Origin of the sequence: Nocardia yamanashiensis NBRC 100130 (assembly GCF_001613325.1) — a bacterium.
GTDB lineage: Bacteria > Actinomycetota > Actinomycetes > Mycobacteriales > Mycobacteriaceae > Nocardia > Nocardia yamanashiensis.
In genome coordinates, this window is sequence record NZ_BDCD01000017.1 from 249,360 (window position 1) to 272,908 (window position 23,549).

Sequence of the window (23,549 nt, forward strand, 5' to 3'; positions counted from 1 at the left end):
CATGGCGAATTTCGCCCCAGGGTTTCGCCGATACGACATCGTCAGTTCACCTTCCCATCCGTACCGGGTGCTTAAGCTCTCGTAACCGAGGGGAAGGATGCGCCAAATTGCGAGACCGGCGCACGAAAGTGCTTGTCACGGCGCTGCTCACCGTCTGCGGGCTGCTGGCCGGATGTGGTTCCGACAAGCCGGGATCCGGGTCCGTCACCGCCTACGACGGCGATGCGAAAGTGCTGAATATCGTGGCGGGGTCCGAGCACGAGGCGGTGTTCGAGCAGATCGTGCGACCGTGGTGCCGGGACCAGGGCCTCACCTGCACCATGACCAAGCTGGGGTCGGTGGATCAGGCCCGGCTGCTGCAGCAGGGCGACACCCCGCCCTATGACGCGTTCTGGTTCGCCTCCAGCGTGTTTCAGCAGCTGGGCGATACGGGGCGGCGGCTGAAACAGGCGCAGCCCATGTTCTCCACACCGCTGGTGTACGCGGGCCGCAAGTCCGAACTGGACGCCCTCGGCTTCACCGACCGCGAGGTGGGCATCGAGGAGATCCTCACCGCGGTCGAGGCCAAGCGGACGACGGCGTGGATGACCAATCCGACGCAATCGAATTCGGGCGCGACGGTGCTGCTGGGCTTCCTGAACTACTTCGCCGGCAATGGCCCGGGCGTGGCGCTCACCAAGGAGCAGCTCGATTCCGAACCGGTGCGCACCGGCATCACCCGGTTCGCTCGCGCTTTCGCCAAGACGCCGCCGTCCACCGGCCTGCTCATGGACGAATGCCTGGCCGCCCCGCAGCAGTGCAAGACGCTGTTCACCTACGAAGACCTGGTGATCGAGCGGAACCAGGAACTGGTGAAGCAGGGCCAGGAACCGCTGCACGTGGTGTATCCCAAAGGCGTGCTGGCGATTTCGGACGCCCCGCTGGGCTTCCTGCCGCACGGCGACAATGCCGACAAGCAGCGCAACTTCCAGAAGTTGCAGGATTTCCTGCTGACCGCGGACACCCAGAAGCGGCTGACCGCGCTCGGCCGGCGGCCCATCACCAGCATCGGCCTCTCGCTGCCGGACGCGCCCAAGGACGTGTTCGATCCGGCGTGGGGCGTCAAGGCGACGCTGACCGGACAGCCCATCACCTACCCGGCGAGTCCGGTCATCGAAGCGGCGCTGGAGAACTACCAGACCGTCTACCGCACCCCCACCGACCTGGTGTACTGCATCGACGCCTCCGGCAGCATGGACGGCAACGGCGGCTGGGACGGGGTGCGGCAGGCCGCGAACCTGCTCTTCGATCCGGTCGAATCCAAGAAGTACCTGCTGCAGACCGGGCCCAAGGACCGCACCGCGGTGCTGGTGTTCAGTTCCGCGACCGACAGCATGAAATGGGTTGAAGGCAACAGCACTCCGGGCCTGAACACGCTGCACGACGCCATCCGCAAGCGCAAACCCGACGGCAACACCGGCATCTACAACTGCCTGTCCAGCGCCGCCCGCCAGTTCGACGCCGCCACGCCCGATCGCAAGCGGCTGGTCATCCTGATGACCGACGGCGACGACACCCAGGGCGGCAATGGCCTGGCCGATATCGCCAAGACCGGAATCCCGGTGGTGGCCATCGGATTCGGCGAGGGCACCAATACCAAGGCGTTGCGGGAGATCGCGCAGCGCACCGGCGGCTCGTTCCTGGCCTCCGGCGATATGGTGGCGGCGCTGCGCCAGGCCACCGGATACCGGTAAGGAGTTCGCTTGCCGGGCAATACGGTTCTGATCACGGCGCTGGCGGTGCTGGTCGCGGCCTTCCTCGGCATCTACGCGGTGCTGGGGTCGGTCGCCGGGGCCGCCCTGGTCGCGGCCGGGCTCGCGGTGCTGACAGTCGTTGCGGGACAACCGATCGCGGCGGCGCGGCAGCGGAAAGAGCTGGCGCGACAGGTGCACAAGGCCACCGTGCGGGTGGCCGCGCTGGCCGGGCGGGTCACCGACGCACCCACCCGCGCGGCGCTGCTGCGCGCCTGCGACACGGTGCCGCGCGTGCTCGAACGCACCGAAAAGCTGGATCCGGCCGGTCTTTCCACCGTTTCCGAACATCTCCGCGGCGGACTCACCGGCGTCGAATCGGCGCTGGAACGCTATCTGGAGATCCAGGCGCACCCCGACGCCTACACCGAGGCCGAGACCCTGCTGGCGCGCGGGCGCGAGGTGCTGCGCGGCTTCGAGGGCTTCACCGCGCACGCCGCCGAGCAATTCGGCGCGGCGGACCTGACCGGCTTCTTCACCGATCTCGCGCACCTCGAACTGATCTTCCCCACCCGATTGCCCCCGAGCGAGGAGCGATGAACAAGTCTCGTCTACCGGTACTGATCGCCGTCGTGTTCGCCGTGGTGGTGATCGTGATCGGCGTCGTGGTGATCCGCGGCGCGCAGCAGACCCCGGCCGCCGTCACCAAGCTGAATTGCCTGGGCGGCTCCGAGAAGTCGGCGCTCATGGCCGATCCGGAGGTGACGCGCATCCTGCGCGAGGACTACGGGCTCGAGGTGCGCTTCGACAAGCGCGGCTCCTACGAACTGGCACAGGTGCCCACCGATCAGCTGCGGTCCCAGCGCATCGGCTGTCTGTGGCCGTCCTCGGCGAGCGCGCGCAGCGTATTCGAGCAGAAGCACACCATGAGCGACTTCCCGGACTACCGGGCGGAATCGGTGCTGGAATCGCCGGAGGTGATCTACGCCGGACCCGCCGCCACCGACGCGCTGGTCAAGGCGGGCATCGTCGGCAAGCGCGAGAACTCCTACTACATCATGGATCTCAAACGACTGCTGCTGGAATACGTGCTGCCCAAACAGAAGTGGGAGTCGATCGGCGCCCAGAACCTGGCCGGGCCGATCCGCGTCACCAGCACCGATCCGAAGACCTCCAACTCCGGATTCACGCTCATGCAACTGGAACTCACCGTGGTCGCCTCCGGTGACGTGTACCAGCCGCCGACCCTCGCCGAAGCCAAGGCCGGGCTGACCACGGTGCGGGGGCTCTACGACGCGCAGGGCCTGCAATCGGACAGTTCGGACGGCGGCTTCCGGGAATGGCTGATCCAGGGCGCGGCCTCGCTGTACGCCGGCTACGAGAACCAGATCCTGCAACAGCTGGTCGCCTACCGCGACAACGCTTCCGCCACCGACGCGCTGCTGGCCGGAACCCGCATGCTGTACCCGGAGCCGACCATCTTCAACAGCAATCCGGTGCTCGCTCTGACCGCCGAGGCACAGCAACTCATTACCGCGCTCCAGGATTCGAAGATTCAGCAGATCGCCTGGAAGAAGTACGGTTTCCGGTCCGCCACCCAGCTCGGCGCGGCCAATGCCGCGGACTTCGAGCGCATTCCGCTGGCGGAGCGACCGCGCTCGACCGCACCGCCCAAAGCCGATGTGACACTGCTGCTGCTGACCTGCCTGCGTGACAATGTCTGCGCCTGATCTGGCATGATCTGCGGCGTTCGCTCCGGGGGGACCCGATGTCCGTGACTACTGGAGAGGTTGCTCGTGAATACCAAGTCCCAGCGTTACCTCCGCCGCGTCACCCTGCTCGCCGCGCTCGGCGTTGCCGGTCTGTTCCTCGCGCCGGTGTCGGCGTTCGCCGATGCCCCGCAACCGCAGAAGCTCACCCTCGACTACTCGAAGGGCAAGTGCGGGCAGACCACCATCATGGCGCGGTCCGGGGTGCCGACCACGCTGGAGATCAATACCTCCGACAATTTCACCGATGACGCGCGCATCGAGATGCAGGGCAATCGCGTGAACCTGCCCGACACCTACAAGCCGGTGACCACCCAGGTCGATCTGGGCGTGCCGGGGCCGGGCGCGATCCCGTTCAAGGTGAGCGGGTCGGAATGGCCGGGCAGCGTGGGCACCGGCTGTGAGGGCTACATCATCATCGCCTGATCGCACGGAAAAGGCGGGCGGCCAGGAGATTCCGGCCCGCCCGCCGCACCGCGCGTCCTATTTGCCGTGCGCGCGCAGCTGGTACAGCCCCACGGTCTCGGCGACGACCACGCCATTGGCGTCGGTGACGGTGGCCTTCAGCGTGAAGTCGGCCTTGCCCTTCTCGTCCGCCTCGGCGGCGATCCGGGCGATCTCCTCGTCCGAGAGTTCGGCCACCGCGGTCACATCGGTGCTGGCCGGCTTCTTGAAGAAGATCTGCAGATCCTTCACCAGCGGGAAGTACTTGGCGGTGTCGAAGGTGGCGATGGCGATGCCGCCGCCGAGGATCTCCGCGACGGTGAACAGCACGCCCGCGTACATGACGCCGAAGTGATTGCCATTGCCCTCGATCGGCACCCGGTTGGCGGCATAGCCCGGCCGGACCTCGAGCGCTTCGACGCCCATCTTGTGCGCGATCGGAATGGTGAATTCCAGCGCCCCGTTGACGACGTCCTTCAGCGGCGTGGTGGCGTCGTTCGCCATTGCAGACCTCCCTGTCTCCTACTGGCAGCATGCCAACACGCGAATCATCCCTGGCCGCACGCCGTGAGCGCAAGTGAGGGCAGCTGCATGCCGTTGCGTGCGAGCCGGTGATGCCAGCCACAACCCGGCAAATCCAACCGGTCGGTCGCCTAGGCTGCGACTTGTGTCTAAGACGTATTCATCCGCCGAGCGCGCCTACCGTGAGGTCAAGGAACGCATCCTCACCGGCGAACTGCCCGGCGGCGAGCTGATCAGCGAGGGCGAGATCGCCACCCTGCTCGGCACCTCCCGGACGCCGGTGCGCGAAGCCTTCCTGCGGCTCGAGACCGAGGGCTGGATGCGGCTCTACCCCAAGCGCGGGGCGCTCATCGTGCCCGTGCCCTCGCACGAAGCCGAGCATGTGATCCACGCGCGGTACGTGGTCGAGACCGGCGCCGTGCGCGCGCTCGCCGACACCGATCGCACGGCGCTGATGCCGCGCCTGCGCGCCTCCCTGGACACCCAGCGCGCCCTCGCCGCGGCCCGCGACCTCGACGAATTCGCCGTCGTGGACGCCGATTTCCATCGCGAATACGTGGTCGCGGCGGACAACCCACTGCTGACCGGTTTCTACGACTCGCTGCGCGAACGGCAGCGGCGGATGAACAGCGTCGCGCTGCGACACGGCGAGACCGATACCGACCTGATCATCGAACAACACACGCGCCTGGCCGATCTCATCGAGGCCGGGGACCCCACGGGCTTCGCCGCCGCACTGGCCGAGCACCTGATGGACGTGCATCGCGTGAAATTGAGAGGACTGTGATGGCCACGCTGACCTCCGTCGGCGCTCCGGCAACCGGCACCCGCACCGCGGCGAAAGCGTGGCTGGGCGTCGCGCTCGCCATCTTCGCGATCGCCTGGGGCGGAAACGAATTCACGCCGTTGCTGGTCATGTATAAGCGGGACGGACTGCCGGTCACCACGGTGGATCTGCTGCTGTTCGAATACGTGCTGGGCATCATTCCGGCGCTACTCATCGGCGGGCCGCTGTCGGACCGCTACGGCCGCCGCCCGCTCATGCGTCCCGCGCCGCTGATCGCCGCCACCGGCGCTCTGCTGCTGGCCTTCGGATCCGATTCCGTGCCCATGCTTTCCGCCGGCCGGGTGCTGTGCGGCGTGGCGCTGGGCCTGGCCATGGCGGTCGGCAGCAGCTGGCTCAAGGAGCTCTCGCAGCCGCCGTACGCGCCGGAAACCGCCCCGGGTGCGGGCGCGCGCCGCTCGGCCATGAGCCTCACCGGCGGATTCGGCGTGGGCGCGGGCGTCGCGGGCGTGCTGGCCCAGTGGGGGCCGCTGCCGGACAGCCTCGCCTATCTGATCAACGCCCTGCTCTGCGTGCTGGCCGCCGCCCTGATCTGGCGGACCCCGGAAACCGCCGCACCGCAGGCGCGCCGGTCGCGACTGCTCGACGATCTGAAGGTCCCGGCCGCCGGTCACCGCCGCTTCCGGTGGATCGCGCTGCCCGTCTCGATCTTCCTTTTCACCTCGTCCGCAACGGCTTACGCCATCATGCCCACGCTCATGATGCCCAGGGTGCACGGTGCGCCGATCGCGTTCTCCGCCTTGATCACCGTGATCACGCTGGGCTGCGGGTTCGGCATCCAATCGGTGGCGCGCCGCCTCGACCGTCCCGGCACGCTGCGGCTGCCCGCGCTGGCGCTCGCGCTGATCATCGCCGGAATGATCGCGGCCGCAATCGGTTCCGGGCTGCTGCAGCTGTGGCTGGCCGTGCTGACCGCGATCCTGCTCGGCATGGGCTTCGGCATCGGCCTGGTCGCCGGGCTGCTGGAAATCGAGCGCATCGCCCGTCCCGACGATCTGGCCGGACTGAACGCCGTCTTCTACGCGGTCAGCTATCTCGGCTTCGGCGTCCCGGTGGTGATGGCCCTGCTGCACGACCATCTCGGTCTCGGCTACCCGATCATGCTGGGCGCCTTGGCCGTACTGGCCGCGGGCTCGCTGGCCCTGCTCACCCGGGGCCGGGACTGAATCAGGCCAGGTGCTCGCCGAAGAAGGCGAAGATGCGCCGCCAAGCGTCCTCGGTGGCCTCGTCGTTGTAGCCGAGGCCGGTGACCCGCAGCAGGGGTTCGGCCGGGGTCTCGTTGGCGAAGGAGTGGGTGACGCCGGGGTAGGTCTTGACGTCGTGAGCCACACCGTATTCGGTGAGCGTGCGCTCCAGTTTGGGGCCGCGTCCCGGGTTGGCCGGGTCGAGTTTGCCGTAGCTGGCCACGACCGGGCAGGAGCCGCGCAGGAAGTCGGCGTATTTGCCGCTGCCGGAGGGATAGAACGGGGCGGCGGCGTCGAAACCCTTGGGGGCCACCAGGAGTGCGAAGCCGCCGCCGAGGCAGAAACCCACCACGGCGATCTTGCCGGTGCAGTCCGGGTCGGCGGCCAGCAGTTCGCGGGCGGCCAGGATGTCGCGGGTGCCGACGCCGGGTGCGGCAGTCACGACCTCGCGCAGCAGGGTGGGCACGCAGCGAACGCGGCCGCGCGCGAACAGGTTCGGGGCGATGGTGAGGTAGCCGTTGTTGCTGAGGCGGCGCACCGTGCGGCGGGTGTCGGCGCTCATGCCGAGACCGTCGTGCAGCACCACCACCCCGGGCCAGGGTCCGGGGCCCGAAGGGCGTTCCAGCAGGGCGTCTATGGTGCCGTCGGGCGTGGTCAGGTCGATCGTGCTCATCGTCGAGCGCCTTCCGTGAGTGGCGTCCCCCGGTGGCCGCCGCCGATCCAGACTAACCCGTCTGGGACAATTTGTTTTTCGACGCAGGCGGCGCGGAAACATTGTGACGTCCTCGCGAAACCGTGACAGTGTGCTTGATCAGTACATCTCGAAGGGAGATTCACGTGCGCTTCGGCCTCTTCGTCCCACAGGGCTGGCGACTCGACCTGGTCGGTATCGACCCGGCGGCACAGTGGGGGGTGATGCGGGACCTGGCGCAACGCGCCGACGCCACGGACGCCTGGGAATCCATCTGGGTCTACGACCATTTCCACACCGTCCCGGTGCCCACCGAGGAAGCCACCCACGAGGCCTGGACGCTCATGTCGGCCTTCGCGGCGGTCACCTCGCGGGTGCGGCTCGGGCAGATGTGCACCGCCATCAGCTACCGCAATCCGGCGTACCTGGCCAAGGTGGCCGCGACCGTCGACCTGATCTCGGGCGGGCGCGTCGAGATGGGTATCGGCGCGGGCTGGTACGAGCACGAATGGCGCGCTTACGGATACGGCTTCCCGAGCGCCGGTGAACGGCTCGCGCGGCTCGACGAGGGCGTGCAGATCTTCAAGCAGGCCTGGACCACCGGCAAGGCGACCCTGGACGGCAAGCACTACCAGGTGAACGAGGCCATCGTGCGGCCGTTGCCGTTGCAGGAGGGCGGCATTCCGATCTGGGTCGCGGGCGGCGGGGAGAAGAAGACGCTGCGCATTGCCGCGAAGTACGCCTCGTACACCAATTTCGCGGGCGATCCGGAAACCTTCACCCAGAAGTCCGAACTGCTGCGCGCCCACTGTGCCGACGTCGGCACCGATTTCGACGCCATCACCCGCAGCTCCAATTTCAACACCCTGGTCGGCGCGACCGAGGCCGAGGTGGAGGACCGGCTGGCGGCGCTGGAGGCGCGGCTGACCCCCTTCGTCGGCGCGGACGGGGCACAGCAGCACGTGAAGGATCTGTTCCGGACCTCCCCCGCCGTGGGCACCCCGGAGCAGATCGTCGAAAAGCTCTCCGTCGTCAAGGCTCTCGGCCTGGGCTACTCGATCCACGTCTTCCCCGAGACCGCCTACGACACCTCCGGCGTGGAACTGTTCGAACGCGAGGTCATTCCGGCGCTGCGCTGACCGCGCGCTCCCGGAACCCCAGCGGCGTGACACCGGCGCGCTGCTGAAAGTACTTGGAGAAATTGGACGGATCGTCGAACCCGAGGCGTTCGGCGATCCGCGCCACCGGTTCCTTCCCGTGCACCAGCAGCCGTTTGGCCTCCAGCACGATGCGCTCGTCGATGAGCTGCTTCGCACTCAACCCGGTGTTCTCCCGCGCCAGCCGATTCAACGTCCGCGTCGAATACCCCAGCCGCGCAGCATAATCGGCCACCTTGTGCCGCGTCGCGAAGGTCTTCTCCACCTCGTCCCGGAACCAGACGAACGCCTCCCGCGTCGGGGCGGCCGCGCGATCATCACCGGCGGTGGCGGCCAGCGCGAGCAGCAGCAAAGCTCCCGCGAGCAAATGGGCGCGAGCCGCATCCCGAGTGGCGTTGCCGCTCAGAGAATCCGGCGTGCTTCCAGCCCTTCCGCGCCCGGGTGCGGTGGTCGCGGGCTCGGCAGTGCTCACAACCAGTGGCGTGGGTGCGACGGCGACCGAGACGTCCGGGGCGGTTGAGCCGCCGGTCAGAGCATTCGGCCGACCGGTGCCGGTGGGCAACGGGGTCTGCGTGGGATCGGTGGCGAAGACGGCCGCGAGGGCGATCCGGGCAGGCATGCCGGCCAAGAGCGGTGCGGGCCAGTGGTTCGGGGTGCCGACACCCGCCGCGCCGATGCGCTCGCGGCTGCCGGAGTCGATCGCCGCGGGAGTGAACAGTGCCACCGGGCCGTCGATCGCGGCGATCGCGCCCCACTGGTGCACCTGGCCCGCCCTGATCCAGAGCACGTCGCCCGGTCCGAGCGGGAAATCGGTGAAGTCGACGGTGTGGGAGGCCGTGCCTGCGTCGATGCGCAGCAGGATGTCGAAGTCGAGGCGCTGCGGGGTGCGGAAGCCGTGCGGCCCGGCGCGTTCGCGCATGCGGGCGAGGGTGGTCAGTTCGATCTCGCCGGTGACGCCGGGCGGCGGTTCGTAGCTGACCGGGCGGATGGCGGGGTGTCCCATTTTCACCATGGTACGTCCTGCCGGAACCGTGAAAAGGCCAGTTCATCGCCATAGGCTGCGTGCATAGCCAATCGAGATGACCCGAAGGGAAGATCGCTATGACGAGCTTGGACTACCGGATTTTCGACTCCGCCGACGCCTCGCTGAACAAGACCAGCGTGCTGGTGACCGGTGCGACCGAGGCGCTCGTGGTGGATGCCGGGTTCACCCGGGCGGATGGGCATCGCATCGTGGCCGAGGTGCTGGACGCGGGCAAGCGGCTCACCACGGTGCTGATCACCGCGGGCGATCCGGACTTCTATTTCGGCGCGGAGGTCATCGCCGACGCGTTCCCGGAGGCGAAGTTCCTCGCGCCCGCCGATGTCATCGAGCACATTCACGCCAGTTACGAGGGCAAGCTGCAGGCGTGGGCGCACCTCGGCGCGAACCTGCCCACCCGGCTGGTGAATATCGACACCCTCACCGCGGACACCGTCAGCGTGGACGGCACCGTTCTCGAGGTTCGCCGCGCCACCGACGCGCTCGGCGATCGCGCCTGGTACGTCTACGAACCCGTGGCCCGCGCGCTGTTCGGCGGAGTGCTGTTGTTCGAGGGCCTGCACGTGTGGACCGCGGACACCGCCACGCCGGAGCAGCGCGCCGCCTGGCGGGCCGTATTGGACGAGCTGCTGGCCCTGGATCCGACCTTCGTGGTGGCCGGTCACCGGGCGGCGGGCGCGCCCACCGATCAGACCGCGATCCGGCAGACCAGCGACTACCTGTGGTTCTTCGAGAAGGTCGTCGCCGACTCCCCCGATGCCGCCACCGCCGAGGCCGCATTGCTGGAGGCGTACCCCGATTACGGGCTGAAGATCGCCGCCAACCTCGGCACCAAGGTCGCGAAGGGCGAGATGACATGGGGCTGAACGGGATCGACGAGTCCCCGGCCGCCGTGGTGCGCCGCCAGTACCTCGCCTCCGCGGCGGGCGATCTGGCGGCGCTGCGGGAAACCCTCGCGCCGGACGTGGAATGGACCGAGATGGCGGGCTTCCCGCTCGCCGGGACCTACCGCACCCCCGAGGGCGTCACCTCGAACGTGATGGAGCGGCTGGGCGCGGAATGGGACGACTGGACCGCGCACGACGACACCTACATCGCCGACGGTGAGAACGTCGTGGTCCTGGCCCGCTACACCGCCACCCACAAGGCCACCGGCAATCCGCTGAATGTTCGGGTGGCCCACCACTTCACGGTGCGCGGCGGCAAGATAGTGCGCTTCGAGCAGTTCGTGGACACCGCCCTGGTGCGCGACGCCGCACAGGGCGGGCCGGGTACGCACCGCTCGTGACGCGACGCGGTGGTCAGCGCGGGACCGTCACCGGGTCGGTGCAGCTGTCGAGAGCGTCCACCAGCGAGCAGGCCTGCGGGGCGCGGGTGGGGCGGTAGTCGGCGGGGACGCCGCCGGCGCGGGTGATCTCGGTGTAGGCCGGGACCGCGTCGGTGGGCTTGCGGGTGAGGGCCGGATCGGTCAGCACGTCGACGGTATAGAGGCCGAAACGCGGTGTGTAGGAACCCCATTCGTAGTTGTCGGTGAGGCTCCAGTAGTTGTAGCCGATCACGTTCATGCCGTCGGCCTTGGCGCGCTGAATCCAGTAGATATTGTCGCGGAGGTTGTCGGCGCGGGTGTAGCCGTCGGCGCGGGGCTGACCGTTCTCGGTGGGCATGCCGTTCTCCACGATGTAGAGCGGTTTGCCGGGGAACTTGCGCGAATAGTGTTGCAGCGCATAGTAGATGCCCTCCGGCTGGAGCGGGCGGGTCCACATGTCCTTGACGGCGGCCATCGAGGTGAGAGTGTCCGGGGACAGGCCGTAGTAGTAGTCGATGCCGACGTAGTCGAGCTTGGCGGCGATGCTGTCGACGAAGCGGCCGTTGGCGCCCTCCTCGGCACCGGGCATGTAGGCGACATTGCTGGTGACCAGCGCACCGGGCTGCTTCGCGTGGATGTAGTCGTAGATGTCGTTGTGCGCCTGCGCGAGTTTATCCTGCATGGCGGTGTAGGAGGTGGCGGGCATGCCGCCGAAGCCGATCTCCAGGGCGATATTGGCGAGGGGCTCGTTGAAGGTCACCCACAGCGGGTCGGCGTTCGCGAAACGATCGACCACCACGCGGGCATTGGCCAGCCAATCGGCGACGATGCCGGGATTACTCCAGCCGCCGCGGTCCACCTCCCAGCCCGGGTACACCCAGTGGTCGATAGTGAGCATGGGCCGCATGCCGGCGGCGCGGATCGACGCGATGACATCGTCGTAGAAGCGCAGGCCCTGCTCGTCCCACACGCCCGGCTGCGGCTGTACCCGCGCCCATTCGATGCCGATGCGATAGACCTTCACGCCCAACCCTTTTGCCAACTGGATGTCGGACTTGTAGCGCTCGAAGAAGTCGATCGAATCGTGGTACGGGTCCGACACCTTGCCGCCCGCCACATAGCGCGACCAATTGCTGTCCGGCGCATGCCCTTCCGATTGGTACCCGGAGGCCGCCACACCCCACAGGAAGTCGTCGCCGAGCGGTGCGACCCGGGCGGGCGGCTCCGGGCGCGCGAAGGCCGGGCCGGCCGTCTGGGCGAGCGCGGCGGTGGCGGCCAGGGTCAGCAGGGCGAGAGTGCGGCGGCGGAATCGCATAACGAAAACCGTACAGTGCTCGGTTTTGGACGGCAAGGTGGCCCGCCAGCAGCGCATACACTCGGGCGGTGGCGAAACGCGGGCCCTATGGCAAGGGCATCGAACGACGGGAGCAGATTCTCGAGGCCGCGCTGCGGACCATTGCCGAGCGCGGGTTCCTGGCGACCTCGGTGGCGGAACTGGCCGAGGCGGTCGGGCTGAGCCAGAGCGGATTGCTGCACTACTTCGGGTCCAAGGAGGAGCTGTTCGTCGCCGTGCTGCGCAAGCGCGACGATATCGACGGGGCCGCCATGGCCGCGCACTACGACGAGCCCGAGGATCTGCTCGAGCTCATCCGCCGCAATATCGAAGTGCCCGGGCTGGTGGAGTTGTTCACGCATATGCAGGCCGCCGCGGCCGACCCGCGCCATCCCGCGCACGAGTACATGCGCGAGCACTACCGGCGCAGCGCCGAGGGGATGACCACGGTGCTGCGCGGTATGCGGGCGGCCGGGCGGCTGCCCGAGCACGTCGATATCGATTCCATGGCAACGGTTTTCCTCGCGCTCACCGACGGATTGCAGTCGCGGTGGCTCATCGACAAGAGCATCGATATGACCGCGCACCTGCGACTCGCCTGGGAGCGTTTCACCGCGGGCTAGCCGATCAGCGCCGCCACCGCCAGGAACACACAGATCAGCACGAACAGGATGCCCATCAGCGGGGCGATGAACTTGACGTACCGGTCGTAGCGGACCTTGGCCAGGGCGATACCACCGGTCACCACGGCCGTGGTCGGGGTGACCAGGTTGGCCCAGCCCGAGGCCGACTGCCAGGCCGTGACCACCAAGGAACGCGGCACATGCGCGAAATCGGCGAGCGGGGCCATGATCGGCATGGCCAGGGTGGCGTGGCCGGAGGTGGACGGGATGAGGAACGCCAGCGGGACGTTCACCAGGAACACCGCCACCGCGAACACCGCCGACGAAGTGCCGGTGACCACGCCTTCCAGGGCGTGCAGCACGGTCGAGGTGATCTGGGTGTTGTTCATGATGACGGTGACGCCGCGGGCCAGCACGATGACGATGCCCGCGCCCACGAAATCGCCGAAACCCTTGCCGATCTGCTCGCTCATCTTGGCTTCGCCGAGGCCGCCGACCAGGCCCACCACCACCGCGCCGACCAGGAACAGGGCGGTCAGTTCCGGGAAGAACCAGTCCAGCTCCCACGGATACTTCTGGGCGTCCGGGCCCTTGATGACGGTGCCCCACGGAATGATCGAGAAGATCATGAAGGCGAAGGTCAGGCCGACCAGCCACAGCACCGCGACCTGGCGCTTGGTCATCGGATCCGGTTCGTGGTCTTCGGCTTTCACCTCCCGGTCGCCCGGCAGCCAGCCGGACCAGGACTTGTCCGGATCGGTTTTGACGCGGCGGGCGTACCAGAGGACGTAGGCGACGGTGACCGCGGTGAGCACGATCAGCATGGCGACGCGCAGCACGATGCCGTCGCCGATGGCCACACCCGCCGCCGAGGAGGCGGTGCCGGTCGCGAAAGGGTTGACGGTGGAACACAACACGCCGACGCCCGCGCCCGCGATGATCGCGCCGACCGCAGTCATGCGGTCGTAGCCCAGCGCCAGCATCAAGGGCACCAGCAGGGCGTAGAAGCCCAGCGTCTCCTCCGCGAAACCTTCCACCGTGCCCGCCACCGCGAACACCACCATGATGCCGACGATCAGCAGGAAGGAGCGGTCGCGCAGTTTGTAGGCGAGCCGGCCGATACCGGAATCCAGTGCGCCCGTGGCGAATGCGACCGTGATGAACGCGCCGACCGCCAGCACGAACATGAACACCGCGGCCGCGCCGTACAGGTCGCCGGACAGGTCCGGGCCCACCTGACCGGTCTTGTCCTCGATGCCGTAGAGCCCGTTGATCGGCGCCAGGAACAGGTCCCGCAGCCGTTCCACGAAACTCTTGGTGGAATCGATGCGGTGATACGAGCCCGCGATGGGATGGCCCTGCTCGTCCATCTCGTACACGCCGGGCGGAATCACGAAGGCCAGCAGCCACACCGCGAGGGTGACGCCGGCCAGAATCGTGTAGGTGGAGGGGAAGCCGCGCTTCTTCTTGTGCTGCGCCGGCTTCGGAGCCGTGTCTACCGCCTCGGTCACTTGCGCGTCCCGTCCGCGAAGAGTTGGAAGAATTCGGCCTCGGCGAGTGCGATATTGCGGAATTCGCTCAGCAGCACCCGCTCGTTGAAGCCGTGCATATTGCATTCGGAGTCCTCGACGCCGAGCATGAGCACCTCGGCGCCGGGGTTGGCGGCGGCCATGGAATTGGTGAGCGGAATGGAGCCGCCCATGGCCGAGTCGACGGCGTCCGTCCCCCACGCCTTCTTCATGGCCGCGCTCATGGCTTTGTACGCGGGACCGCTTGTGCCCGCGGCGAATCCGGCTCCGACGTCCCCGCCGGTGACCTGGAGTTCGATGCCGAACGGCTTGACCCGCTTCAGGTGCTCGATGACCGCGCGCTGCCCTTCGGCCGGATCCTGTTCCGGATGCACGCGCACGTTCAGGTAGGCCTTCGCGTACGGAACCACCGCCGAGGCAGCGGTTTTCGTCGGCGGGGCGTCCAAGCCGATGACGGTGATGGCCGGGCCGTACCAGATGCGCTCGCCGATCGGGCCGGTGCCGAGCAGCGGCATGCCCGGTTCCATGCCGGTGGCCTCGGCGAATTCCTGGTCGGTGTAGTTCATCCCGGTCCACTGGTCGCGCCGCAGCCCCGCCACCGCCACATTGCCGTCGGCGTCGTGCAGGGTGGCGAGCGCGGCCATGAGTGCCAGCAGGGCGTCCGGTGCCGCACCGCCGAACTGCCCGGAATGCACCGGCGCGGCCAGGGTGCGAACCTCCACGAAGACATCGGCCACCCCGCGCAGCGCGGTGATCAAGGTCGGGGTGCCGGCGCGAATATTGCCCGCATCGCAGATGAGTAGTGCATCGGCCCGGAACAGGTCCGGATGCTCGGCCGGATAGTCGTCGAAGACCGACCCGTACTCCTCCTGCCCCTCGATGACCACGGTGACGCCGACCGGCGGCTTGCCGTTCCAAGCCCGCAACGCGCCGATATGGGCGATCACATTGGCCTTGCAGTCGGCCGCGCCCCGCCCGTAGATCGCGCCGTCCTTCTCGATCGCCTTGAACGGCGGTGTGTGCCACTGACTTTCGTCCCCCGAAGGCTGGACGTCGTAATGCCCGTACAGCAACACGGTCGGCGCACCCTCCGGAGCCGGAATCCGCCCGTAGATCACCGGCGAGGTATCCGGCAGCTCCAGCACCCTGATGTCACCCACACCCGATTTACGCAATTCATCGGCTACCAGATCGTGCGCCCGCTGCACATTCTCCTTCGGATACCCCGGAAACGCGATCGAAGGAATCGAAACCAGCTGCTCCAGCAGCCCCGTCAGATCGGGCAGCAGCGCATCGATGGCGCCGGGAAGATCCGTCCGCAGTTCCATCCGACCATCGAACCACCTGAACAGTCAGATCCAGCGAATCTCCGGCGATTGTTTATTCAACGGTTTCCGGTCGGCGCTGCCGCCGCCGGCACCCGCGGCGGGCCCGCAACCCCAGCCCCAGCCCAGGCCCCGGAAGGGACTTACGCGGCGGTCCGCCAGGCGGCTGCGAGGCAGAGGATCTGCGCGGCGGTGGCCGCGCCGTAGGCCCGGCTGGCCAGGTGCGGGCGGGCGGCCGGGAAGTTGGAGCGGTGCGTGACCTGGACGCCGTTGGCGAGTTGGACCGTGGTGTTGGCGACGGTCGCGGCGCAATTGCCGCCGGCCTTCGCGGTCAGGTCGACCACGACCGCCCCGGGCGGAAGTGCCGCGAGGCCAGCATGATCCAGCAAGACCGGCGCGGCGCTCCCCCGCTGCCCGGCGGCGCACAGGACCAGGTCCGGCTGGATGCGGATGATCAGTCCGGTGACAGCGTCCGCGGTATGTGCGACGTGGAAGTCACCCGCACCGGCGGCCAGCGCGGCGGCGCGCTGGGCCGGACGGTTGCCGATCACGGTAGGTGGGCCGCCGTCCTCCGCCACCGCAGCCGCGACAGCCGCCAGACCGGCCTGGCCCGCTCCGATCACGAGGACGCGAATCGCGGTACCTTGCGGTGGCGTTCCACTCACTTCGCCAGGCTGCGGGATGTGTTGCGCGGCGGCGGGGTTCGATACCTGGGCGGGGTTGCGGGCGGCCGGGAGCAGGGCGCGAGCACCCAGGTAGGCAACCACGCCGGCGATTCGGCTCATAGCCGAGAGGGGGTCCGGGTGGCCGGGGTCGGGCCGGTGCGGGAGTTGTTCGAAGGCAATCGATTTCACGCCGCGTGCAGCCAAGGCGGCAAGGCGGGTGTGGCGGTGCACCGGATCCTGGAATCCGATCAGCACCTGGCCGGGCCGCAGGGGCAGCGAATCCAGGTCGCGGGCCGGAGGTTTCACCCAGGCGATCACGTCGGCGGTCGCGAAGATCGAGGTCTGGTCGGGGAGGAGGGTCGCTCCGGCCCGGCGGTAGGCGGCGTCGGTGAAGTCGGCTCGCCAACCCGCACCCTGTTCGACGAGGACTGGGATGCCCTGCGCGACCAGGGTTTTCACGTCGGCAGGGGTCAGGGCCACTCGGCGTTCGCCCGGGGCGGTTTCGCGGGGGACGCCGACGATCATGAGGCGACCGGGATGGTGGGGATGCGCAGTTCGCCCAGGGCTTCGGGGTAGGACATGCCCGCGTGGAGGCGGTGCAGGAGGTGTTCGAGGCGGTCGAAGAGTTCGGCGAGCAGGTCGCCCGGGTCGTTGTCCTGGTGGCGGCGAGGGGCGGCGACGTTGAGGCGGACGCCCAGGCGGCGGGAACCGGTGCGGTCCAGGGCTACCGAGTCGATACCGGCGACCGTGAGCAGGAGGTCTTCGAGTTCGTAGGGTTCGCGGACGCCGGCGTTGGCCATCAGATCGGCATCGAATTCGATCGTCATGAACATGCCCTGGCGACTGCCCAAGGGGCGGAGCAGTTCCGCACCGCAGCGGGAGTTGATGCCGGTGAGGAGACGGTAGGCCGCTTCCACTTGATCGTTGAGGTGGCGGCGGTTGGCAGCCAGGTAGGCCTCGGTTGTGTGTTCGATGGTGGCGCGGACCAGGTGGGTGGTCTCACGTTGGAACGACACCCGGAGGCGATCCCGAATGGCGGCCAGCCAGTCGAGGTCACCGGAGCAGACGGCGCCGACCTTGCAGGGGCCGAAGGCATTGAAGGCCTTGGAGTTTCCGGTGATGCTCACCATGCGGTCGTAGAGGCGGACCGGACCCGCTGGGGTGTCCACGGTGAGCGCGGCCAGGGGTAGATGGTCGTCGATCAGCAGATCGAAGGACATATCGCAGATGATGGGGACCTCGGCGGCGACCAGGACGCGAGCGATCTCGGTCAGTTCGGTGACCGTGTAGTCGCCGACCACCGGATTGCCGGGCAGGGTGAGCATGACACCGCACAGATCACCCTGGCGCGCATGCTGTTCCAGGGTGCGGGCGAGCGCATCCGGGTCGATCTTGAAGGAGCCGTCGGGCGTCGCTGGGCTGGTGACCAGCGCGAGGCCGAACTTGACGATGTGCTCCTCGGCGCTCTTGTAATAGCCCTCGGGAGCGACCAGCACCCCGCCCGGACGGGCGATGGTGGCCACCGCCTCCTCCAGCAGAATGGTGCTCGAATACGGGCAGACCAGCACCTCCTCGGGCGCCACCCGGACCCCGGGCACGGTCGCGGCCGGCCGGTGCAGGCGCTGAAACAGCCGCTCGGCGGCCAGTTTCCGGAGCAGGGTGGGCTGGCGTTTGTCGTACAGCCAGCCGTTCCAGTACTCCCGCGGCTGCGCGGCGGTCATCAACTCCCGCCAGGCCGCGTCCAGGGCCGCCGCGGCCGCGGTGTCCATCGCCAGCTCGGTCTCGCCGTGATAGGCGTCGATGACGCCCTGATACATCCGCCCGTGCGTACCGCGGAAGACGGGATGCTCGCCGAGGAAGGCGCGCGCGGTCTTCTTGCGCTCGTCGGAACGATTGGCCAAGCTGAGCCGCTTGGCGCGGGACCACAGCGCGGTCGGTTCGGTCACCGGGCGGCGCCTTCGACCGGCGGCTCCCCGTTGCCGTCGCCCCACGCCTGGCGCAGGGCGGCGCGGAACAGGGCGCGACAGTCGTCTTGGCCGAGTCGCTGATACCGGGCCAGTTCCGGTCGCGCGGCGACGTCGTTGACCACGAGAGCCATTCCGGCACTCCTGAGTTCGTAGAGTTTGTTGAATCTGCGCTGGGAGAATTGCACGTCGTGCTTCAGCGCCGAAAAGCGGGTGGCCACCCGTTCCCGGCGGCCCATATCGTATTCCCCGGTCGCCACATAACTCTCGTCGACGATCAGCATGCTCTGGGCGTTGCTGGCGAAAGCGCGATTGATCAGCACCGTTTCCACCCCGGCCTTGACCTGCTGCCAGAGTTTGTCCTCGTAGGGGACGACGTCCTCGATGGCGTCCACCACGTAGAGCCGGCGCACCGTCACGCCCGCGCCCGCCAGCCGCAGGATCTCCTGGTGGTATTCGTCGCCCACGTCACCGCCGATGGTGCCCAGGTCGGCGGTGTGAATGGCGCAGATGGCGGTGGCGGCGCGGCCCAGCACGGTGAGCCAGTCGTTGATGGTGTTCCACTCCCAGACGGTGGCGCTGCCGGACGGGATTTGCGTCAAGACCTCTTCCGCGCGTTCCAGCTGACGTTCGGCGATGGACCGCAGCGGCTCCACTTCGCCGCGCGCGCCGGCCGCGTCCACCAGGCTCTGCGCCACCGCCAGCACGCGGGAGACCACGGCGGGATCCTTGCCGAGCAGGATATTGAAACGCATGCGCAGTTCGCTGGTCTCGATATCGTCCTCGGATTCCGCGATGCCCGTGGGCAGGCGTTCGCCCAGCACCGAACTCAACCGTTCGCGCAGCGCGAGAGGCGGTATGCGCGTGTTGTTTTCGATCTGCTGGACCAGGCTGCGCGAGCATCCCACCCGCGTGGCCAGCTGGGCCTGGGTGAGGTCGCGTTCCTTGCGGAGTCGGCGCACCAGCGTGCCGACCGGCTCGCCCTCTTGGGCGGAGCGAGACATGTCTTGTCTCCCATCGTGTTCTGCATTGCGGTGCCCAGAACGTATCGTGCGTGCCCCATCCTAAGCACGATGTGTCATGTATGCCAGGCAACTGGAGTGGGTTTTCTGATTTTCAGTTTCGCGGTGGCCGGGAGCGGGTTTCGGGGGCCGACCAGCGAGAATCTTGATACCGCATGGGAAGCATTGCTGCCACTCCATGACTGGTTTTCGCCTGCACTCCAGGCAATCTCGCCTAGTTTCGGACATTTTCTCGATACTTGCTGTGCGTTTTGATATTTCAGTGGCATTGATTGCTTTTTCAAATGCCTTACAGGACACAAACTATCGCTTCTCTACATAGACGCCATGACCTAGCATTGATGTCACAGACCACCGTCGAGTGGTCCCTGCTTCCTTCGAGGAGGTGTACGCCCGTGGCCCTCTACACGACTCCCTGGACCATTACGAGCGACCGCACACCCGAATTCGCCGTGTGCGCACCTACTTCCGGTGACGGCTGGATCCTGAGCTGGCTGCCGGCGCGGGTGCTCACCTTCGATCAGGCCAAGAGCGGCATGGTGCTGGACGAGATCCTCAGCGACCCCGAACTCACCGGGGCCGGGCCCGCCCTGGAACTGGCCGAGTTCCGCGCCGGTGAACTCGGCATGGAATTGCGGGAAGTCGTTGTGCGCCTGGCACAGCGGGTCGAACAGCGCGATCGGCGACGGGCCGGGCGCGCCCGCCGGCGGCCGCCGCGCGGCATCCGGCACTGCGACCATTGCACCGCCGCGGTGCCCTGCGCCTGAGTCGTCGAAGTCGTTATCCGGCAACCCGTTCCGAGATCCCGGGGAGGACGATCTCATGGACCCGCGCCGATCCAGTTTGACCGGCACCGTCACCGGCGCCCGAACACCACTGGAAATGCCTGTCCTGCAACCTTGCTGGTTCATCTTCGCGGCAGCGGCACTGATGCTCGAGGGCATCCCGCCGCTGTCGCGGGCGATAATGGCGGTGACGGCGGGAGGGGTGGCCGTCACCGCCATCCTCGTCCACCTGGCCGCGCGCCTCGCCCCGCATCCGCTCACCGCCCGTTTCGCGCTCGTCCGCCGCCGCACCGGGCTGCGCCTACACGTCACCGACGACACCGGGGCCCTCTGGACACTGCATTTCCTGCCCTGGCTCCCGCACGATCTGCACCCCGGCGACCCCGCTTTCGCCGAAGGCCGCCAGACCGCCGATCGCGAGTTCCGGGCCCTCACCCTCACCAATATCCGCACCGGCAATCGTCATCTCAGCCGGCACGCCATGGCCTGGCTGACCGCCGCCACCTGCCTGGTCCTGGTGGCGCTGCTGCTCGCCACCCCGATCGCCTGAACTGTCAGCCGAGCGGCAGCGGCGGCACCACGGCCGGATCGGAAAGCACAGCGCGCCTGGCGAACTCGCCCGCCCCCAGCAGAATGGCATCCGCCCCCAGCGCGGCCGGGACCACGTCCAGCCGCATCCCCGGCACCAGCGCCCGCCGCCCGGCCAGGCTCGCCTCCATCCCGGGCAGCAACCACGGAAACCATTGCGCCAGTGTGCCGCCGAGCACCACCGCATCCACATCCAGTAGCGCGCCGATCGACTGCACCGCCGCCCCGAGCGCCCGCCCCGCCACCTCGGCCGCGGCGAGAGCCCGCGTGTCCCCCGCTTCGAGCAAGGCCACCAGCTCGTCCGATGCCGCGTACACCCCGTTGTCTCGCACCACTTCTCGCAACCCGGCCGCCCCCAGCACCGCATCCGGCCCGGCATACACGACGAGACATCCCCGCGCCCCGCACACACACTCCGGCCCATCCAGCCCCACCGGCATATGCCCCGGCTCCCCCGCGACCCCGTGACTCCCGATCTCGATCCGCCCGTCCGCCACCACCCCACCGCCGATCCCGGTCCCCGCCTCGATCAACACCACCCGCTCCCGCCCCCGCCCGCGCGCATGGAACTCCGCCAGCGCCGCCGCATTCCCGTCGTTCACCACCTCCACCGCACACCCCAGCCCCGGCATCCGCGCAGCGATCAACTCCCCCAGCCGGACCGGGCTCCGCCACCCGAAATCCGGGGCCACCACCACGGTCCGCGCCGTATCGTCCCGCACCGGCCCGGCCATGGCGACCACCACCCGCACTACCACCGGAGTCCCGGAGATGCCCTGCACCACAACGGAATCCGGTGCAATCTGCGACGCGCCGCCGGCTTCGCGCCGGACAGCGGACCGACCATGCCCCTTCACTTCCCGGCCCGTCGTCGCGGTATCCGCGTCGAGCGCCGGCGATCCGGGCGCCCCGGTTGTCGCGGCGGCGATCGCGCGCCACAACAGGACGGCGATCTCATCGGCGATGCGCTCGGGGGCGATCGGGGTTCGAAGTGGTTCGGCCGCTTCCCAACAGGTCGTGCCGGACAGGTCGGCGGCGCGGACGCGGAGGTGGTCGGCGCTGATCTGGACAGCGAGGGTCAGGGCTCGGGTGGGGTTGAGGCGGACCGGGCGGCCGGGGCGGCCTCGGGTGCCGCTGCGCTGGGCCGCGTCCTCCTGGATGAGGCCGCGGTCCATGAGGTCGGCGACCAGGGCGGTGACGGAGCCGTGGGCCAGGCCGGTGCCGGCGGCTATCTCGGTGCGGGCGCAGGGGCCGTAGTCGGCGATGTGGCGCAGGACCAAGCCCAGATTGCGGCGGCGGACGGCGGCCGCGTCCGCGGGTGTGGATTCGCCGGTGGTCATAGCGGGCGGAGGGTACGGGCCGGTTGAGGAGTCATTGGGTAGAGATTATGCTGGCGGAGAATTTTTTCAACAGTTGACATATATAAACATCGAGGTCGGAATGGGCGTGGAGAAGATCGGGCGGCGGTCGCTGCTGCTGGGAGCGGGGGCGCTGGCATTGGCCGCGGCTTGCTCCACCAAGTCGGAGGCGGGGACGCAGGCGGATGTCGTATCCACCACCTATGGGCCGGTTCGGGGGGTGCGGCGGGATACGGGATTCGCGTTCCTGGGGATTCCGTTCGCGGCCCCTCCGGTCGGAGCGCTGCGGTTCGCGGCGCCGGTCGCACCGACGCCGTGGCGGGAAACCCTGGACTGCGTGAAGTACGGGCCTACGGCACAGCGGAAGCAGTTGGCGGAGGTGACCGCTATTCCGGAGCCGACCATTCCGGGCGACGGGATCCTGAATTTGAACGTGTTCACGCCGGAGACTTCGCGGGACGCGAAACTGCCCGTGCTGGTGTGGATTCACGGCGGCGGGTTCGTGGCGGGGTGTTCGGCGAGTCCCTGGTACGACGGGACGGCGTTCAATCGCGATGGGGTCGTGGTGGTTTCGGTCGGGTACCGGCTGGGGATCGAAGGGTTCCTGCATCTGGAGGATGCCCCGGACAACCGCGCGGTGCTGGATTGGATCGCCGCCCTGCAATGGGTGCGCGACAATATCGCGGCGTTCGGCGGGGATCCGGCGAAGGTGACGGTGGCGGGGCAGTCGGCGGGCGGCGGAGCGCTGTGGGCGCTGATGGGGACGCCCGCGGCGAAAGGGCTTTTCCGGGCGGGCATTTCGGAGTCGGGCGCGATGTCGCAGCCGAACGACCGGGCGACGGCAATGGCCATGTCGGCGCTGTTCACCAAGCGCACGGGACTGCCCGCCACGGCGGCGGCCATGAAAGATCTCGGCCGGGACCAGATCCAGGCCCTGGAGGACAAACTGCGCGCCGCCGGACCGGACAGTTCACCGGCACTGCTGCTGGGGCTTGCGCCGTGGGCCGACGGCACCCTGATTCCACAGTCCAGCACCGATATGGTGAAAAACGGCGCCGCCGTGGACGTTCCACTGCTCCTCGGCTTCACGACGCAAGAGTTCAACGGCGCCGCGCTGAGCGGCGACACCCCTCCGGTCACCGACGCCACCCTCCCGATGGCGCTGGCCGCACTGGGTTTCGATCCCGCCGCCACCGACGGCTTCAAGGCCGCCTATCCCGGCCAGAGCGCGGCGGAACTGTCCGGCCAGGCGCAGAGCGACGCCCTGCTGCGCGCCCCGGCCTACCGGGTCGCCGAGGCGCGCGCCGGCCGCAATCAGCCGACCTGGCTCTACGAGTTCGCCTGGCGCTCGCAGGCCCCGGAATACCGCGGCATGGCCTTCCACTGCCTCGATGTCCCCTTCGCCTTCGATCTGCTGCGGGCCGACGGGGTGACCAAGATCGCCGGACCCAATCCCCCGCAGTCGCTGGCCGACGCCATCCACAAATCCTGGGTGTCGTTCATCGGCAACGGGGACCCGGGAGCCGCCTGGCCTCGCTACACTCTCGACCGGCGCGAGGCCATGATCTGGGCCGATGTACCGAGCGTCCAGTCCGATCCGTTTGCCGCGCAGCGGCCGGTCTGGCTGCGCTGAGCAGGAGAGCTACCGTGTAGTTACACAACGAGACG

23 protein-coding genes are annotated in these 23,549 nt (G+C 68.3%); 13 read left to right on the plus strand and 10 right to left on the minus strand.

The genetic code is table 11. The annotated features are described in order from the left end of the window. Nucleotides 1-107 precede the first annotated feature (107 nt). The 4 genes from NY1_RS19640 (at nt 108) to NY1_RS19655 (ending at nt 3,925) form a co-directional block, all read left to right on the plus strand. Nucleotides 108-1,733 (plus strand): VWA domain-containing protein, encoded by a 1,626-nt coding sequence (locus tag NY1_RS19640; protein ID WP_157762359.1) that lies wholly within the window; start codon nt 108-110, stop codon nt 1,731-1,733. A 9-nt stretch (nt 1,734-1,742) separates the two neighbouring features. Then, nucleotides 1,743-2,330 (plus strand): hypothetical protein, encoded by a 588-nt coding sequence (locus NY1_RS19645; protein ID WP_067715183.1) that lies wholly within the window; start codon nt 1,743-1,745, stop codon nt 2,328-2,330. Then, a complete protein-coding gene (locus NY1_RS19650) occupies nt 2,327-3,460 on the plus strand; it encodes a solute-binding protein (RefSeq protein WP_067715185.1) in 1,134 nt (377 codons plus the stop codon). The genes NY1_RS19645 and NY1_RS19650 overlap by 4 nt, the downstream gene beginning before the upstream one ends. A 66-nt stretch (nt 3,461-3,526) precedes the next feature. Further along, complete coding sequence (locus NY1_RS19655) at nt 3,527-3,925, plus strand: HPr family phosphocarrier protein (protein WP_067715188.1); 399 nt, start codon at nt 3,527-3,529, stop codon at nt 3,923-3,925. Nucleotides 3,926-3,982: 57 nt separating this feature from the next. Here NY1_RS19655 and NY1_RS19660 read toward each other — a convergent pair whose 3' ends face one another. Then, nucleotides 3,983-4,447, minus strand: coding sequence for a PaaI family thioesterase (locus NY1_RS19660; RefSeq protein WP_067715191.1), 465 nt, complete (start codon nt 4,445-4,447; stop codon nt 3,983-3,985). Nucleotides 4,448-4,610: 163 nt separating this feature from the next. On the opposite strand from NY1_RS19660, the gene NY1_RS19665 reads away from it, so the two are divergent. Beyond that, entirely contained in the window at nt 4,611-5,252 is a 642-nt protein-coding gene (locus tag NY1_RS19665) for a GntR family transcriptional regulator (protein ID WP_067715194.1), read from the plus strand. After that, complete coding sequence (locus tag NY1_RS19670) at nt 5,252-6,475, plus strand: MFS transporter (protein ID WP_084535125.1); 1,224 nt, start codon at nt 5,252-5,254, stop codon at nt 6,473-6,475. Before NY1_RS19665 ends, NY1_RS19670 begins: the two co-directional genes overlap by 1 nt. A gap of 1 nt (nt 6,476) precedes the next feature. Here NY1_RS19670 and NY1_RS19675 read toward each other — a convergent pair whose 3' ends face one another. After that, a complete protein-coding gene (locus NY1_RS19675) occupies nt 6,477-7,166 on the minus strand; it encodes a dienelactone hydrolase family protein (protein ID WP_067715197.1) in 690 nt (229 codons plus the stop codon). 164 nt (nt 7,167-7,330) lie between these two features. Between NY1_RS19675 and NY1_RS19680 the strand changes: the two genes are divergently transcribed. Continuing rightward, nucleotides 7,331-8,323 carry an LLM class F420-dependent oxidoreductase gene (locus NY1_RS19680; protein WP_067715200.1) on the plus strand — a complete coding sequence of 331 codons (993 nt, stop codon included), beginning with the start codon at nt 7,331-7,333 and terminating at the stop codon, nt 8,321-8,323. On the opposite strand, the gene NY1_RS44245 is transcribed toward NY1_RS19680, so the two are convergent. Then, nucleotides 8,304-9,344, minus strand: a complete 1,041-nt coding sequence (locus tag NY1_RS44245; RefSeq protein WP_218028395.1) for an AraC family transcriptional regulator — start codon at nt 9,342-9,344, stop codon at nt 8,304-8,306. The genes NY1_RS19680 and NY1_RS44245 overlap by 20 nt on opposite strands. 98 nt (nt 9,345-9,442) lie before the next feature. Between NY1_RS44245 and NY1_RS19695 the strand changes: the two genes are divergently transcribed. Together NY1_RS19695 and NY1_RS19700 are read left to right on the plus strand one after the other, a co-directional pair. Further along, on the plus strand, nt 9,443-10,249 hold the full coding sequence (locus NY1_RS19695) for an MBL fold metallo-hydrolase (protein ID WP_067715203.1): 807 nt from the start codon (nt 9,443-9,445) through the stop codon (nt 10,247-10,249). Beyond that, on the plus strand, nt 10,240-10,671 hold the full coding sequence (locus NY1_RS19700) for a nuclear transport factor 2 family protein (protein ID WP_067715205.1): 432 nt from the start codon (nt 10,240-10,242) through the stop codon (nt 10,669-10,671). The genes NY1_RS19695 and NY1_RS19700 overlap by 10 nt, the downstream gene beginning before the upstream one ends. Before the next feature lie 13 nt (nt 10,672-10,684). Here the strand turns inward: NY1_RS19700 and NY1_RS19705 are convergent, their stop codons facing one another. Then, entirely contained in the window at nt 10,685-12,004 is a 1,320-nt protein-coding gene (locus tag NY1_RS19705) for a glycoside hydrolase family 1 protein (RefSeq protein WP_067715208.1), read from the minus strand. Between the two features lie 68 nt (nt 12,005-12,072). On the opposite strand from NY1_RS19705, the gene NY1_RS19710 reads away from it, so the two are divergent. Next, nucleotides 12,073-12,645, plus strand: coding sequence for a TetR/AcrR family transcriptional regulator (locus tag NY1_RS19710; protein WP_084535126.1), 573 nt, complete (start codon nt 12,073-12,075; stop codon nt 12,643-12,645). On the opposite strand, the gene NY1_RS19715 is transcribed toward NY1_RS19710, so the two are convergent. The 5 genes from NY1_RS19715 to NY1_RS19735 form a co-directional block, all read right to left on the minus strand. Next, entirely contained in the window at nt 12,642-14,156 is a 1,515-nt protein-coding gene (locus NY1_RS19715; RefSeq protein WP_067715211.1) for a YfcC family protein, read from the minus strand. The two genes, NY1_RS19710 and NY1_RS19715, sit on opposite strands and share 4 nt — an antisense overlap. Next, nucleotides 14,153-15,502, minus strand: coding sequence for a M20/M25/M40 family metallo-hydrolase (locus tag NY1_RS19720; RefSeq protein WP_067715214.1), 1,350 nt, complete (start codon nt 15,500-15,502; stop codon nt 14,153-14,155). Before NY1_RS19720 ends, NY1_RS19715 begins: the two co-directional genes overlap by 4 nt. A gap of 140 nt (nt 15,503-15,642) precedes the next feature. After that, nucleotides 15,643-16,689 carry a Rossmann-fold NAD(P)-binding domain-containing protein gene (locus NY1_RS19725; RefSeq protein WP_067715217.1) on the minus strand — a complete coding sequence of 349 codons (1,047 nt, stop codon included), beginning with the start codon at nt 16,687-16,689 and terminating at the stop codon, nt 15,643-15,645. Then, on the minus strand, nt 16,686-18,110 hold the full coding sequence (locus NY1_RS19730; RefSeq protein WP_067715220.1) for a pyridoxal phosphate-dependent aminotransferase: 1,425 nt from the start codon (nt 18,108-18,110) through the stop codon (nt 16,686-16,688). Before NY1_RS19730 ends, NY1_RS19725 begins: the two co-directional genes overlap by 4 nt. Beyond that, nucleotides 18,107-19,132, minus strand: coding sequence for a helix-turn-helix transcriptional regulator (locus NY1_RS19735; protein ID WP_067715224.1), 1,026 nt, complete (start codon nt 19,130-19,132; stop codon nt 18,107-18,109). Before NY1_RS19735 ends, NY1_RS19730 begins: the two co-directional genes overlap by 4 nt. A 413-nt stretch (nt 19,133-19,545) precedes the next feature. Here NY1_RS19735 and NY1_RS19740 point away from each other — a divergent pair, with 413 nt between their 5' ends. Both NY1_RS19740 and NY1_RS19745 read left to right on the plus strand, forming a co-directional pair. Then, nucleotides 19,546-19,917: a hypothetical protein gene (locus NY1_RS19740; protein ID WP_174567207.1), complete on the plus strand. Its 372-nt coding sequence runs from the start codon at nt 19,546-19,548 to the stop codon at nt 19,915-19,917. 55 nt (nt 19,918-19,972) lie between these two features. Then, nucleotides 19,973-20,485 (plus strand): hypothetical protein, encoded by a 513-nt coding sequence (locus NY1_RS19745; RefSeq protein ID WP_067715227.1) that lies wholly within the window; start codon nt 19,973-19,975, stop codon nt 20,483-20,485. A gap of 4 nt (nt 20,486-20,489) precedes the next feature. Here NY1_RS19745 and NY1_RS19750 read toward each other — a convergent pair whose 3' ends face one another. After that, nucleotides 20,490-21,863, minus strand: a complete 1,374-nt coding sequence (locus NY1_RS19750; RefSeq protein WP_067715230.1) for an ROK family transcriptional regulator — start codon at nt 21,861-21,863, stop codon at nt 20,490-20,492. Between the two features lie 100 nt (nt 21,864-21,963). Here NY1_RS19750 and NY1_RS19755 point away from each other — a divergent pair, with 100 nt between their 5' ends. Continuing rightward, the gene (locus tag NY1_RS19755) at nt 21,964-23,514 is read left to right on the plus strand and encodes a carboxylesterase/lipase family protein (RefSeq protein ID WP_084535127.1); all 1,551 of its coding nucleotides are present in this window, start codon (nt 21,964-21,966) and stop codon (nt 23,512-23,514) included. The last annotated feature ends 35 nt before the right edge of the window (nt 23,515-23,549 follow it).

Excerpts from the sequence above, each read along its gene's own strand:
- NY1_RS19650 (WP_067715185.1), top strand. The coding sequence starts at position 2,327 with ATGAACAAGTCTCGTCTACCGGTACTGATCGCCGTCGTGTTCGCCGTG.
- NY1_RS19660 (WP_067715191.1), bottom strand. The coding sequence starts at position 4,447 with ATGGCGAACGACGCCACCACGCCGCTGAAGGACGTCGTCAACGGGGCG.
- NY1_RS19670 (WP_084535125.1), top strand. The coding sequence starts at position 5,252 with ATGGCCACGCTGACCTCCGTCGGCGCTCCGGCAACCGGCACCCGCACC.
- NY1_RS19675 (WP_067715197.1), bottom strand. The coding sequence starts at position 7,166 with ATGAGCACGATCGACCTGACCACGCCCGACGGCACCATAGACGCCCTG.
- NY1_RS44245 (WP_218028395.1), bottom strand. The coding sequence starts at position 9,344 with ATGGGACACCCCGCCATCCGCCCGGTCAGCTACGAACCGCCGCCCGGC.
- NY1_RS19695 (WP_067715203.1), top strand. The coding sequence starts at position 9,443 with ATGACGAGCTTGGACTACCGGATTTTCGACTCCGCCGACGCCTCGCTG.
- NY1_RS19700 (WP_067715205.1), top strand. The coding sequence starts at position 10,240 with ATGGGGCTGAACGGGATCGACGAGTCCCCGGCCGCCGTGGTGCGCCGC.
- NY1_RS19705 (WP_067715208.1), bottom strand. The coding sequence starts at position 12,004 with ATGCGATTCCGCCGCCGCACTCTCGCCCTGCTGACCCTGGCCGCCACC.
- NY1_RS19720 (WP_067715214.1), bottom strand. The coding sequence starts at position 15,502 with ATGGAACTGCGGACGGATCTTCCCGGCGCCATCGATGCGCTGCTGCCC.
- NY1_RS19725 (WP_067715217.1), bottom strand. The coding sequence starts at position 16,689 with ATGATCGTCGGCGTCCCCCGCGAAACCGCCCCGGGCGAACGCCGAGTG.
- NY1_RS19735 (WP_067715224.1), bottom strand. The coding sequence starts at position 19,132 with ATGTCTCGCTCCGCCCAAGAGGGCGAGCCGGTCGGCACGCTGGTGCGC.
- NY1_RS19745 (WP_067715227.1), top strand. The coding sequence starts at position 19,973 with ATGGACCCGCGCCGATCCAGTTTGACCGGCACCGTCACCGGCGCCCGA.
- NY1_RS19750 (WP_067715230.1), bottom strand. The coding sequence starts at position 21,863 with ATGACCACCGGCGAATCCACACCCGCGGACGCGGCCGCCGTCCGCCGC.
- NY1_RS19755 (WP_084535127.1), top strand. The coding sequence starts at position 21,964 with ATGGGCGTGGAGAAGATCGGGCGGCGGTCGCTGCTGCTGGGAGCGGGG.